The sequence below is a fragment of the Kitasatospora sp. NPDC056327 genome (assembly GCF_042261735.1).
Lineage (GTDB): Bacteria > Actinomycetota > Actinomycetes > Streptomycetales > Streptomycetaceae > Kitasatospora.
Genome location: NZ_JBHJRC010000047.1, coordinates 25,410 through 37,481 on the forward strand (window position 1 = coordinate 25,410; position 12,072 = coordinate 37,481).

A 12,072-nucleotide genomic window follows, 5' to 3' on the forward strand; every position below is an offset into this window, starting at 1 on the left:
GCCCGCCGGACGGTGGCCGAGCACGCGGGACCGGGCCCAGGCCACGGGATCCCCGCCGGAGCGGCGGCGGCCCCGCCGACCGGCGCCGCCGGGCGCCGTCACCCGGGCGCGGCGCCCCGGCCGACCGGCGCCGCGGGCGAGCATCCGGAGCACCTTGTCAGTGGGTCGCGCTAGCTTGCGGACATGACGGGAACGGGCACCATCACGTACGTCCGCGGCGATGCCACCGCCCCCTCGGGCAAGGGGAGGAAGGTGGTCGCACACGTCTGCAACGACCTCGGCGGGTGGGGCAAGGGGTTCGTCCTGGCGATCTCCCGGCGGTGGCCCGCCCCGGAGGCGGCCTACCGGGCGTGGCACCGGGAGCGGGCGACGAACGGCTTCGGCCTGGGCGCGGTGCAGCTGGTGCAGGTCGACAGGCACCTCTGGGTGGCCAACATGATCGGCCAGCGGGGCATCCGGACCGGCCGCTCCTCGGGGCCGCCGGTGCGGTACGAGGCGATCGACGCCGCGCTGGAGACCCTCGGCGGGCACGCGCTCGGCCTGGGCGCGTCCGTGCACATGCCGCGGATCGGCTGCGGGCTGGCGGGCGGACGCTGGGAGGCGGTGGAACCGCTGGTGACGGCCCGGCTGACCGGGCGGGGAGTGCCCGTGACGGTCTACGACCACGGCTGACCGGCGGGCCCCGCGGCCGGCCAGCTGTACTCGTACTCCGGCAGCGTGAACCCGCCGGGGAAGACCCCCTCCCCGGCCGCCGTGCGCAGCCCGCCCGCGCGTTCGTAGAAGGCGATCGCCCGGGTGTTGGCCCGCAGCACCTCCAGGTAGAGGACGGCCCCGGGGTGCCGCCGGGCGACCAGTGCGCGGGCGGCGTCCAGCAGTTCCCGGCCGATGCCGCCGCCGGTCAGCCCGGGGCGGACGTGCAGGTTGTCGAGCAGCACCCGGCCGTCCGGCTGCGGCACCAGGTAGGCGAACCCGGCCACGGCACCGGCCCGTTCGGCGATCAGCAGGTCGGGGGTGTACTCCGGCCCGCCGTAGTCGGCGGCCAGCCGCAGCTCCCAGATCATCCGCCGCTCGGCGGCCAGCCCGTCGCCGAGAGCCTCCTCGGGGACCAGCCCGGTGTAGGCGGTGCGCCAGCTGTCGGCGTGCAGTCCGGCGACGGCCCCGGCGTCCCGGACGTCCCCCGGACGAATCACAGTGATCATGAGGCAAGCCTCTCATTGGACTTGAACGCGTTCAAGCACGGCCCTGGAGTCGGCCCATGAATTTGAACGCGTTCGAAATCAGCGCGCGGACGGCGGCGGCACCGGACGCGGAGCGGGCCTCCGGTGCCGTACGCGCCGACACCGCCTGGGACTGAGCCGATCGGGCTAGGCTCGGGGCCGTGGACGACCTGGCAGCGACGAACGGCACGAGCACGGCGCACGGCACCGACGGCACGGAGGGGGGCTCCGCGAGCAGCGCCGAGACGCGCGGCAGCCGGGCGCAGCCGAAGACCGACAAGAGCGAGCAGACCCGGGCCCTGATCCTGGAGACCGCGATGCGGCTCTTCCAGGAGCGCGGCTACGAGAAGACCACCATGCGCGCCATCGCCACCGAGGCCGGTGTTTCGGTCGGCAACGCCTACTACTACTTCTCGGCGAAGGAATTCCTCATCCAGGGGTTCTACGACCGGATGACGTACGACCACGCGGCCGACGCCAGGAGCCGCATGGCCGGCACCCGGGACTTCGCCGAGCGCCTGGAGATCGCGCTGACCTCCTGGCTCGACACGGCCGCCCCGTACCACGAGTTCGCCGCCCAGTTCTTCCGGACCGCCGCGGACCCGAGCAGTTCGCTGAGCCCGTTCTCCAACGAGTCCCACCCGGCCCGGGCGACCGCCGTGGAGCTGTTCCGCGAGGTGCTGCAGGGCTCCGAGCTGGCCCCGAAGCTCGACGCCGAACTGGTCGAGCTGCTGCCCGACGTGCTCTGGCTGCACCTCATGGTCGTCGTCCTCTACTGGGTGTTCGACCGGACCGAGGACACCGAGCGGACCCGGGAGTTCGTCCGCCGGTCGACGCCCATGGCGGCCCGGGTGATCAACCTCTCGCGCTACCGGGTGTTCCGCCCGATCGTCCGCGACGCCAAGGGCCTCATCCAGGACTTCATCCTGCCCACCATCGGGAAGACCGCCGTGAAGTAGCCGCCGCCCCGGCCGTGGTGACCGGGACGGCGGCGACCCGGCGGAGCGTCGACGGGGCGCCGGCGGGGCGGGGCCCGACGGGCCGGGTCGGCTCAGAAGCCGTCGATCGTCCAGGAGAGCAGCGGCGCGCGCAGCACCAGGTCCGCGGCCGCCACCGCACCCGGGCGCAGCTCGGTGACCAGACCGGCCGCCGCGAGCCGGGGCAGCGTCTCGCCGGCGAGGCAGAGCGAGCCCAGGGCCGAGGCGTTCAGTGCCAGATCGGCCTCGTCGGTGGTCCGCACGCAGCGGCCGGTGCCGTCCGCCGCGGCCTCGATCGCCCAGCGGCCGGCGGCGTACCCCTCCCGGTCCTCGACGTCCAGCACCACCCGGCCGGGGGCGCCGTACGTCCGGGCCCCGAAGGCGGCCTCGACGTCCAGCACCCGCAGCCACATGAAGTCGGCGTTGTCGACGTGCGGGGTGGCCGCGCGCGGCTCGTTGAGCAGCAGCGGCAGCGGGTCGTCCGGACCGATGTTCTCGACGACGACCTTGCGCACCCAGTCGATCGAACAGAGGAAGCGCCACAGCTCGGTGGCGGTGGGCCGGTCGAGCGCGAGGACGTCGAGGACGGTGAGGGTGCAGTTCGGGTAGGAGCCGTCCCAGGTGTCCTCGATCCTGTAGACGGCCATGCCGGTGACGTTGCCCCCGGCGTCGCGGTGGACGGCGGCGAAGGGCTCCTTCCAGTCGAAGCCCGGGACCTCGATCTCGCCGCTGAAGCGCTTCCAGGCCACCTCGTCGCGGGCGATGTTGCCCGGCTGGGTGAGCCGCCAGCGGTCGTGCAGCCCGGGGCCCACCTCGCGCATCTCCGCCATGGAGACGAGGTCGATCCGCCCGCCGGGCACGCCGGGCAGGCCGGCCCGCAGGCCGCCGGCCCGGAGCAGGTCGATGTTCCAGCCGTGGCCGCGGGTGGCGGGGCCGAAGCCGTAGCGGCCGTAGATGTTGTACTCGGCGGCGATCAGGATCGCGACGGCGGCGCCGCGCTCGCGGGCGGCCGCGAGGTCCCGGGTCATCATCCGGCGGAGCAGGCCGCGCCGCCGGTGGGTGGCGGTCACCGTGACGGCGGTGATCGCGTCGGCCGTCACCACGGCGCCGCCGGGGACGGTCAGTTCGGTGTCGAAGCTGCGGAAGGTGGCGACGAAGCGGCCGTCGTCCACCGCCGCGAGCATCCGGCCCGGCTCCCACTGGAGGCGCCGGTACTCGGTCGCCCGGCCGATGTGCGAGCGCAGGAAACCGACGGCGAGCGCCCGGTCCCACGCGTCGATCTCGTCCTCGCCGACCGCACGGATCTCGATCCCGCCGACGGTGTCGTCCTGCTCGCCCGGGCGGCCGCTCCCCGGATCACGGTGGCCGCCGTTCGTCTCGTTGCCCATTCGCTCACCGTACGGCGGGGTTTCGCCGACGGCATCCGATTTATTCCGGGGTGCCCCGCAGGCCCTGCCACCGGCCGACCGGCCATCGGATCGAGCAACAACCAGCCATGGGAGGAGGGGAGTTGACCGGCCCGTCGGCATGACGGCGCTTCCGTTCGGAACCGGTCGGCCGGACCCGGCCGACCGCCTGGACCGGCTCACCGCCTGGACCGGCCCGCGCCGCCCGGACGGGGGTGCCCGGCCCGGCCGCCCGGGCCCGCGCCAGGACCGCGGCGTTCCCCCGTGCGGGCGTGTCCGGCGCCGCACTGCTTGCCCGGGCCCACCGGGTGCACCACGCTGAGCCCCGGGCACGAGGACGACCGGCGGGCCCGGACCGCACCGAGCGACGCACCGCGCCGAGCGACGCACCGCGCCGTGCGCGGTCCGCACGCCGGACACCCACGGACGGAGGGCCGCCATGCGGAAACTGATCTACGGCATGAACCTCACCCTGGACGGCTACATCGCCGCGCCCGGCGACGACATCGGCTGGAGCGGGCCGCCGAGCCCCGAGCTCTTCCGGTGGTGGCTCGACCACGAGCGGGCGAGCGGGCTCTCGCTGTACGGCCGCAAGCTGTGGGAGACGATGAGCTCCTACTGGCCGACCGGCGACCAGCGGCCCGGCGCCACCCCCGCGGAGGTCGAGTTCGCCCGGACCTGGCGGGACACGCCGAGGGTGGTGTTCTCCTCGACGCTCGACGAGGTCGGCTGGAACGCCCGCCTGGTCACCGGCGACGCGGTCGCCGAGATCACCCGGCTCAAGGCCGGGGACGGCGGCCCGATGACCATCGGCGGCGCCACGCTGGCCGGGGCGGCCGTCCGCGCCGGGCTGGTCGACGAGTACGTGATCGCCACCCATCCGGTCCTGGTGGGCGGCGGCACGCCGTTCTTCGCCGCGCCGGACGGCCTGGTGCGCCTGGAGCTGCTGGAGACGCGGACGTTCCCCGGCGGCGTGGTCCTGACCAGGTACCGGACGAGGCGCTGACCGGCGCTCAGGGGCGGGCGTAGAAGTCCGGGGTGCCCATGATCCAGAGGCTGGCCTGCTTGACCGGCATCCCGGCCCGGGGGGCCTCGATCATCTGGTCGTCGCCGATGTAGAGGCCGACGTGGTGGATGTCGGCGGCGCGGCCGGTGGTGCTCCAGAACACCAGGTCGCCGGGGCGGAGCTGCCGGTAGGTGACCGGGGTGGACTGGGCGTACTGGTCGGCGGCGAAGTGGTTGAGCCGCTTGCCGCCCTGACGCCACGCCATCATGGTCAGCCCGGAGCAGTCGTAGCCGCCGGGGCCCTCGCCGCCCCAGACGTAGGGCAGGCCGATCCTGGCGCGGGCGAAGGCCACGGCCTCGGCCGCCCCTTCGGCCGACCAGGCGCGCGCCGGCGCCGCGGCGGGGGCCGCGGCCGGCGGCGCGGCCTTCGCGGGCTTCGGGTGCCGGGCCGCTTCGGCGGCACGCTCGGCGGCCCGTTCCGCCGCCGCCCTGGCCTCGGCCTCCCGGGCCGCCTGCTCCGCAGCGGCCTTCTCGGCCGCCGCCCGCTCCGCGGCGGCCCGTTCCGCCGCCTCGCGCTCGGCCGCCGCCTTCTCCGCCGCCGCGCGCGCGGCGGCCTCGGCCTCCCGGGCGGCGATCGCCTCCAGCGCCTCCCGCCGCTGCCGCTCCAGCTCGACGGTGGTGTGCCGGGCGGCGGCCAGTTCGGCGAGCAGTTGCTCGCGCCGCAGCCCGGTGGCCACGACCTGGTTCTGCTGCTCCGCCAGCCGGGCCTCGGCCCGCTCGCGGGCGGCGCCGACCTCGTCCGCGGCCCGGGCGGCGGCCCCGGCGGCCGCGCGCGCGAGGGCGGCGGTCCGGCCGGCCTCGGCGGCCGTGGACACCGCCGCGTCGAGGATCTGCCGGGTGCGGTCGCTGGCGACCCCGACCACCGCGGCCCGGTCCCCGGCCTCGCGCGGCCCGCGGGCCCCGAGCAGGGCGTTGATCGCGGAGAGCTGGGCGCTGGTGCCCTGCCGGTACGTCTCGGCGGCCAGTGCGGCGGCCTCCTCGGCGGCGTCGGCCCGCTCGGCCTCGGCGGCGGCCGCCCGGACGGCGGCGTCGGCCTCCGCCTCGCGGGCCCGGGCGAGGGCGAGCCGGGCACCGTTGTAGGCCTCGACGGCCTGTTCGGCGGTGCGGGCGGCCAGGTCGGCCGCGGCCCTGGCCGCGGTGAGCCCGGCCTCGATGGCGGCCACCGAGGCGGCCGTGCGGTCGGCCTCGGCCCGGGCCCGCTCGATCTCCTCGACGGAGGGGTGGGCGCCCTCCCCCGCCGCGGCGGCTCCGGTGGGGTCCGCGGCGGCGGCCGGATCGGCCGGGACGGGCGGCTCGGCCGGGGCCGCCGCCGCGGCGGGGAGCGGTACGAGCAGGACGGTGAGGGACACCAGGAGGGTCGACAGGAGTCTGCGCGCCACGATTCATCCCCTTCGGACGGTCACGAGGGAGCGGAACGGCCGCACGCACACCGTCGACGGCACGGCGAACCATCCCATTGCGTGACAAGACGGTCACTGTCCGACATGTTCTCAAGCCGGGCGGTTTTCACACCTCAGGCCCGCACCACCGGACGGGTGACCATCGGATGATCCGACCGCCCACCACCCCGTACGGGCTACCGGCTCATCCGGCGGGTGCGCGGCCGCAGCCAGCGGTGCCGCCCCGGCCCCGGCGGCTGACCGGTCGGCCGCACCGCGTACGTCCGGCTGCGGCCGGCGCTGACCACCCGCCGGCGCTGCTGGGACCGGTCCTGCCGCCCCGCCGGCCCGGCCGGACCGCCGTTCGCCGCCGCGGGGTCGCCCGCGGCGGCGGCCCCGGCGCCGCGGTGGCTGCCGGACGGGTGCTCCCCGGTGCCCGCGGCCGAGCGGCGGTCGGCCAGCCGGGCGGACCGCCGGGACAGGGCCCGGGCGGCGTGCGCGTCCAGGTGGGCACTGGCCCGGGCCGCCATCCGCTCGGCCACCCGGTGGGCGGCCGGGTGGTGGGCCGGGACCTTGTCCGGCGTCCCGGCGATCAGGTCGAAGAGCCAGGTGCGGGCCTGGTCCGCACGCCGGTGCAGCAGGCGCTCGCGCCGGAGCGCGCGGGCCCGGCGGCGCGGGCTCCGGGCGTACCGCCAGCGCGCCCAGGGGCTGCTCGGCCGGGCCAGCCGGACCGCCCCGATCCAGGACAGGCCGGGCACCATAATGCCGAGCAGCCCGGTCCACACCTTGCCCTTGAGCAGGGTGACGATCATGGCCAGCGCGTTCACCGAGATCACCGTGACCAGCCCCCACCGGGTCTCCCCGGTCGGCTCGGCGCCCAGCGGCACGTAGCCGACGAGCAGCAGACCGGTGAAGAGGATCCCGAAGATCACCGCGTCCACCGACTTGCGGCCCTGCTCGCTCCAGTAGACGTCGTCCAGGTGCAGGATCAGCGCGAACTCGTCCAGCACCAGGCCGCAGCCGATGCCGAAGAGCAGTCCGAAGACGTCGATCCAGGGGTGTCCACCGTAGGTCGCGAACACCCCGATGCCCCCGACCAGCAGGAAGCCCAGGCCGAACACCATGTGGTGGATGTGCAACCCGCCGGGCGTGACGTTGCCGGGCCACCAGCGCACCTGCGCCCTGATCATCCGCACGCTGAACCGGATGAAGACGAACGAGGTGATGAATCCGACCAGCAGCAGGAACAGCGGTTGCTTGTGCGTGGCGACGATGTGCTCGCGGTAGCCGTCCAGCAGTGTGGTCATGGGTCTTACCTTCGTTCCTGGTGCTGCGTGCGTCCTGCCGCGACATGGCCCGGGGGCCAACGGCCGGCGTCAGAATCCGCGGGTGCGCTTGGCGGCGCGGCGGGGGATCACCGGGGCGAGCGACGGACGCTCGACCCCGACCGGGAGTTTCATGAAGAGCCGGGCCACCTCGCCGCCCAGGTTCACCCCGATGGCCAGCGCCATCGCGATCGCGGCGGCCCGGGTGATCTGGACCAGGCCGCCGCTGGGGTGGCCCTGGGCGAACGAGAGCATGCCGAGGTAGAGCGCCGAACCGGGCATCAGCGGCCCGATCGCGGCGGTCACGTACGGCAGCGCCGACCCGTTGCGGTAGCGCGCCATCAGCTGGCCGAAGAGGCCGACCAGGCCCGCCGCCACCCCGGTCGCGACGATCGGCGAGATCCCGGCGTTGTAGGCCAGCACGCCGTAGCTGGCCCAGCCGATGCCGCTGTTCAGGGTGACCAGCGCGAGCGAGCGGCGGTCGGTCTGCAGCAGCATCGCGAAGGCGAGGGTCAGCACCATCGCGGCGACCATCTGGACCGGCGGGTAGCTGATCCCGGCCAGCGACTCGTCCGGCCGGAGCTTGGCCTCGAAGCCGACGCCCAGGTAGAGGATCAGCATCACGCCGATGACGATGCCCGCCACCAGGTAGATCACCTCCAGCAGCCGGGCCGCCGCGGTGATGTAGAAGCCGGTCAGACCGTCCTGCACGGCGGCGACCAGGGCGCGGCCGGGCAGCAGCGCGAACAGCCCGCCGGTGATCACCACGGAGCCGCGCAGCCCCAGGTCGTTGAACGAGAGCACGATGCCGGAGGCGGCGGCCGGCATCGCGGCCAGCACGAACTGGTAGAACTCCGGCAGTCCGCGGCGGGCGATCGTCGAGGCCATCCGGTCGCCGAGCACGGCGGCGACGAAGGCGCTGAGGAAGACCAGCCAGGCCTTGTCGTCGATCCGCCCGCCGACCAGGAAGGTCGCCGCGCCGGCCAGCAGGCCGGTGTTCAGCGCGAGCAGCCAGGACGCGTACGGGTGCCGGTTGCGGCGGATCACGGCGAGCCGGCGGTAGGCGTCGTTGACGCTCACCTTCTCGGCGGTGATGTCCGCGACCAGCTCGTACACCGCGTTCAGCCGGGTGTAGTCGGAGGTGCGGCGGCGCACCACGCGGTCGGCCGTGATCGGCGGCTCGACCAGCGAGGGCTGGTGCGAGATGCCGATGAGGGTGAAGGTGACCTGTGGCTCGCAGCGGTCCAGCCGGTAGGCGTGCGCGATGCCGAGCATGGCCGCCTCGACGTCCTCGGCGGCCTCGCCGCTGGCCAGCAGCAGCTCGCCGATGCGCAGCGTCAGGTCGAGGATGCGCGGGACGTTGCGGCCGGCCGCGGCGGCCGGGTGCAGCTCGCGGGCGGTCCGCTCGAAGGCGGGGCGCTCGGACATCGGGGTGCGCAGCAGGGTGCGCATCCGGTCCGGCCAGGGCGCCTCGCCGGGGGCGCCGGCACTGAGCGAGCCGACCGGGATGCCGGTCGGCGGGGTGTAGCCGGCGGCCCGCCACTCCTCGGGGGTGAGGGTGTCCTCGGCCACGGTGCGCCGTCGCGGCGCCGGGGCGGGCGGGCCGCCGGCGGCCTGCTCGGGCGGGGCGGGCGCGGCGTCCGGCTCCGGCTCCGGCTCGGGCTCGGGTTCGGGGGCCAGCAGTCCCCTGGTCTCGGGGGCGGGCAGGGCGAGCGGGATCTCCACGGTCGGCTCGGCGACCGGGGCCGGGTGCCCGAGCAGCCCCTCGGTGAGCGGTGCCTCGGACGGGTGGAGCGGGCGCGCGGCGGGCGCCGGCCGGACCTGCCGCTGCGGACGGCCGCTCCGGCCGCCCCTGGCCCTCTTGCCGCCGCCCGGCCGGCCCCGCTTCGGCACTTCCGCTCCTTGCCGCCCCAGGCGGTGCCGGTCCCCCGGGCCGCCGTTCGATCTCCGCCTACACCTTGCCCGATCGAACTGCCGGACGCACATGTACGCGGCGGCGGGAGCGGCCCCGCCCGGACGCCTACCCGGCGCGGTGGCGACCGCCCCCACCTGCGGCGGGAGCCGGCGCGGCCCCGGCGGGCGCGGCGGCACCGGCGCCGGCGCGGCCGGACCGGCGGGCCCGGAGCAGCTCGACGGCCACCGGGACCACCGAGAGGAGCACGATCCCGATCAGGATCGCCTCGATGTTCTCCCGGACGAACGGGATCTGCCCGAGGAAGTAGCCGAGCACGGTGACGCCGGCGCCCCAGAGCACGCCGCCGATGACGTTGAAGAGGACGAAGACCCGGTAGTTCATCCGGCTCACGCCGGCGACGATCGGGGTGAAGGTGCGGACGATCGGCACGAAGCGGGCCAGCACGATCGCCTTCGGTCCGTGCCGCTCGAAGAAGGCCGCCGCCTTCTCCACGTTCTCCTGCTTGAACAGCCGGGAGTCGGGGCGCCGGAAGAGGCCCGGTCCGACCTTGCGCCCGAACAGGTAGCCGACCTGGTCGCCGACCACCGCCGCGACCACGATCAGCGCGCAGACCAGCCAGAGCGGCTGGTGCAGGTAGGTGCCGCCGGCCACCAGCAGGCCGGTGGTGAAGAGCAGCGAGTCGCCGGGGAGGAAGAAGCCGATCAGCAGTCCGGACTCGGCGAAGACGATGGCCAGGATGCCGATCAGCCCGAAGGTGGAGATCAGGTAGGTCGGATCGAGCCAGGACGGGCCGAGGGCGAGGCTGGTCACGGGGCGGACTCCTGAGGGGCCTGGAGGATGGTCGACTCTTGGCAATGAAACAGTAAAGCATTCACCAAGGGATGATCGAACAGCCCTGGTCCAGGCATCAGTCGGACAATCATCCGGGTACCACCATCGGGCGAATCCCCATCCGTCCGGTGGAGTTCGGCCGCCGCGCCGGTGGATCCTGGTCGGGCGACGTCAGGCAACGGCGCTGCGGAGCGGCCACTCCGGAACGCGCCACCATCCGCACACCGTTCCCAGGGAGACCACCGTGTCCCGTATCCGCGCGGCAGCCGCCGTCACCGCCCTCGGCGCCTTCCTCCTCGCCGGTCTCGGCACCGCCCACGCCGACGACGGCGCCGGTGCCAACGACCACGCCAACAGCAGCGTGGTGAGCAACACCGGTTCGGGCAACGTCATCGGCAACGTGTTCGGCAACGTCGTCAACACCCAGCAGACCGCCACCGGCTCGGGTGCGAGCAACCAGAACAACACCCTCGCCGCGACCGGCAACGCGGGCGGCATCGGCGCCCTGCAGGGCAACGGCAACCTCACCGCCCCGATCGTCCCGCCGGCCGGCGGCTGATCCCGGCCCCGGCCCGAGCGCACCCGCCCCGGCCCGGGCCGCGGACCTCCGGCGGGTCCGGTGGATCTCCGCCGCCCTCCGTGGACAGCCGAAGCTACTCACGATTAACTTGTGGGGCGATCGGCGGGTCCCACGGTTCCGCCGCGTCAGGCCCCATCGGGAGTCAGGCCCCATCGAAGGGAGCGCCGCCGTGCGCCGCACCGTGTTCACCGAGGACCACGAGGCCTTCCGGGAGACCATCCGGGACTTCATCGCCAACGAGGTCGTCCCCGTCCACGAGAGCTGGGAGGCCGAGGGCCACCCGCCGCGGGACTTCTACCGCGCGCTCGGCGCGCTCGGCGTCTTCGGCATCGAGGTGCCCGAGGAGTACGGCGGCGCGGGCGAGAGCGGTTTCAAGTACCAGGCCGTGGTGGCCGAGGAGACCGCGCGGGCCGGTGTCTCCTTCGGCTCCTCCGGCGTGCACACCGGCCTGGTGCTGCCCTACCTGCTGGAGTACGCGAACGAGGAGCAGAAGCGGCGCTGGCTGCCCGGCTTCGTCTCCGGCGACCTCATGACCGCGATCGCGATGACCGAGCCGGGCGCCGGCTCCGACCTCGCGGGCATCACCACGACCGCCCGGCTCTCCGAGGACGGCACCCACTACGTCCTCAACGGCGCCAAGACCTTCATCACCGGCGGGGTGCTCGCCGACCTCGTCCTGGTGGTCTGCCGCACCGCGCCGTACGACCCGGACAACCGCCGGGCCGGACTCTCCATCCTCTGCGTGGACACCGCCTCGCCGGGCTACAGCGTCGGCCGCAAGCTGCAGAAGATCGGCCTGCGCGCCTCGGACACCGCCGAACTGGCCTTCTCGGACGTCAGGGTGCCGGTGGAGAACCTGCTCGGCGAGGAGGGGCGGGCCTTCGCCTACCTGACCCACAACCTGGTGCAGGAACGGCTGGCGATCGCGGTCGGCGCCTACGCGGCCGCCGCGGCGGCGGTGCGGTTCGCGGTGCAGTACGTCAAGGACCGCAAGGTGTTCGGCAAGGCGGTCGCCGAGTTCCAGAACACCAAGTTCACGCTGGCCGACTGCGAGGCGCAGGTGATGGCGCAGCAGTCGATGGTCGACCGCGCGCTGGAGCTCTACCAGCACGGCGACCTGACGGTGGCGGACGCGGCCGCGGCGAAGCTGTTCTGCACCGAGTCCGCATCCGTCGTCATCGACAAGTGCCTTCAGCTGCACGGTGGTTACGGATACATCCTGGAGTACCCGATCGCCCGGCTCTACACCGACAACCGGGTGTTCCGGATCTACGGCGGGACGAGCGAGGTCATGCGCAGCATCGTCGCCAAGTCGCTCGGACTCTAGCGCCGGCGTCCGCCCCCGGCGGTCGGGCCGCCCGGCTCCACCGGGTGGCC

General features: G+C 74.5%; 11 protein-coding genes. 5 read left to right on the forward strand and 6 right to left on the reverse strand.

Annotated features, from left to right (window positions below; all coding sequences use genetic code 11):
* The first annotated feature begins 183 nt into the window (after positions 1-183).
* Positions 184-672, forward strand: a complete 489-nt coding sequence (locus ACFCX4_RS10135; protein WP_376140339.1) for a macro domain-containing protein — start codon at positions 184-186, stop codon at positions 670-672.
* Here the strand turns inward: ACFCX4_RS10135 and ACFCX4_RS10140 are convergent.
* Positions 657-1,199 carry a GNAT family N-acetyltransferase gene (locus tag ACFCX4_RS10140; RefSeq protein ID WP_376140341.1) on the reverse strand — a complete coding sequence of 181 codons (543 nt, stop codon included), beginning with the start codon at positions 1,197-1,199 and terminating at the stop codon, positions 657-659. The two genes, ACFCX4_RS10135 and ACFCX4_RS10140, sit on opposite strands and share 16 nt — an antisense overlap.
* A 179-nt stretch (positions 1,200-1,378) precedes the next feature.
* On the opposite strand from ACFCX4_RS10140, the gene ACFCX4_RS10145 reads away from it, so the two are divergent.
* The gene (locus ACFCX4_RS10145; protein WP_376140343.1) at positions 1,379-2,176 is read left to right on the forward strand and encodes a TetR family transcriptional regulator; all 798 of its coding nucleotides are present in this window, start codon (positions 1,379-1,381) and stop codon (positions 2,174-2,176) included.
* Between the two features lie 92 nt (positions 2,177-2,268).
* Here the strand turns inward: ACFCX4_RS10145 and ACFCX4_RS10150 are convergent, their stop codons facing one another.
* Entirely contained in the window at positions 2,269-3,582 is a 1,314-nt protein-coding gene (locus tag ACFCX4_RS10150; protein ID WP_376140344.1) for a GNAT family N-acetyltransferase, read from the reverse strand.
* Between the two features lie 457 nt (positions 3,583-4,039).
* On the opposite strand from ACFCX4_RS10150, the gene ACFCX4_RS10155 reads away from it, so the two are divergent.
* Positions 4,040-4,606 carry a dihydrofolate reductase family protein gene (locus ACFCX4_RS10155; protein ID WP_376140345.1) on the forward strand — a complete coding sequence of 189 codons (567 nt, stop codon included), beginning with the start codon at positions 4,040-4,042 and terminating at the stop codon, positions 4,604-4,606.
* 7 nt (positions 4,607-4,613) lie between these two features.
* Here ACFCX4_RS10155 and ACFCX4_RS10160 read toward each other — a convergent pair whose 3' ends face one another.
* From ACFCX4_RS10160 to ACFCX4_RS10175, 4 genes are all read right to left on the reverse strand, one after another.
* Complete coding sequence (locus ACFCX4_RS10160) at positions 4,614-6,044, reverse strand: C40 family peptidase (RefSeq protein ID WP_376140347.1); 1,431 nt, start codon at positions 6,042-6,044, stop codon at positions 4,614-4,616.
* Between the two features lie 197 nt (positions 6,045-6,241).
* Positions 6,242-7,351, reverse strand: a complete 1,110-nt coding sequence (locus tag ACFCX4_RS10165; protein WP_376140349.1) for a hypothetical protein — start codon at positions 7,349-7,351, stop codon at positions 6,242-6,244.
* Between the two features lie 69 nt (positions 7,352-7,420).
* A complete protein-coding gene (locus ACFCX4_RS10170) occupies positions 7,421-9,262 on the reverse strand; it encodes a threonine/serine exporter ThrE family protein (RefSeq protein ID WP_376140351.1) in 1,842 nt (613 codons plus the stop codon).
* Positions 9,263-9,389: 127 nt separating this feature from the next.
* Positions 9,390-10,094: a DedA family protein gene (locus ACFCX4_RS10175; protein ID WP_376140353.1), complete on the reverse strand. Its 705-nt coding sequence runs from the start codon at positions 10,092-10,094 to the stop codon at positions 9,390-9,392.
* Positions 10,095-10,359: 265 nt separating this feature from the next.
* On the opposite strand from ACFCX4_RS10175, the gene ACFCX4_RS10180 reads away from it, so the two are divergent.
* Complete coding sequence (locus ACFCX4_RS10180) at positions 10,360-10,674, forward strand: hypothetical protein (protein WP_376140355.1); 315 nt, start codon at positions 10,360-10,362, stop codon at positions 10,672-10,674.
* 190 nt (positions 10,675-10,864) lie between these two features.
* Complete coding sequence (locus ACFCX4_RS10185) at positions 10,865-12,022, forward strand: acyl-CoA dehydrogenase family protein (RefSeq protein WP_376140357.1); 1,158 nt, start codon at positions 10,865-10,867, stop codon at positions 12,020-12,022.
* Positions 12,023-12,072: the final 50 nt, after the last annotated feature.

Excerpts from the sequence above, each read along its gene's own strand:
- ACFCX4_RS10135 (WP_376140339.1), top strand. The coding sequence starts at position 184 with ATGACGGGAACGGGCACCATCACGTACGTCCGCGGCGATGCCACCGCC.
- ACFCX4_RS10140 (WP_376140341.1), bottom strand. The coding sequence starts at position 1,199 with ATGATCACTGTGATTCGTCCGGGGGACGTCCGGGACGCCGGGGCCGTC.
- ACFCX4_RS10150 (WP_376140344.1), bottom strand. The coding sequence starts at position 3,582 with ATGGGCAACGAGACGAACGGCGGCCACCGTGATCCGGGGAGCGGCCGC.
- ACFCX4_RS10155 (WP_376140345.1), top strand. The coding sequence starts at position 4,040 with ATGCGGAAACTGATCTACGGCATGAACCTCACCCTGGACGGCTACATC.
- ACFCX4_RS10165 (WP_376140349.1), bottom strand. The coding sequence starts at position 7,351 with ATGACCACACTGCTGGACGGCTACCGCGAGCACATCGTCGCCACGCAC.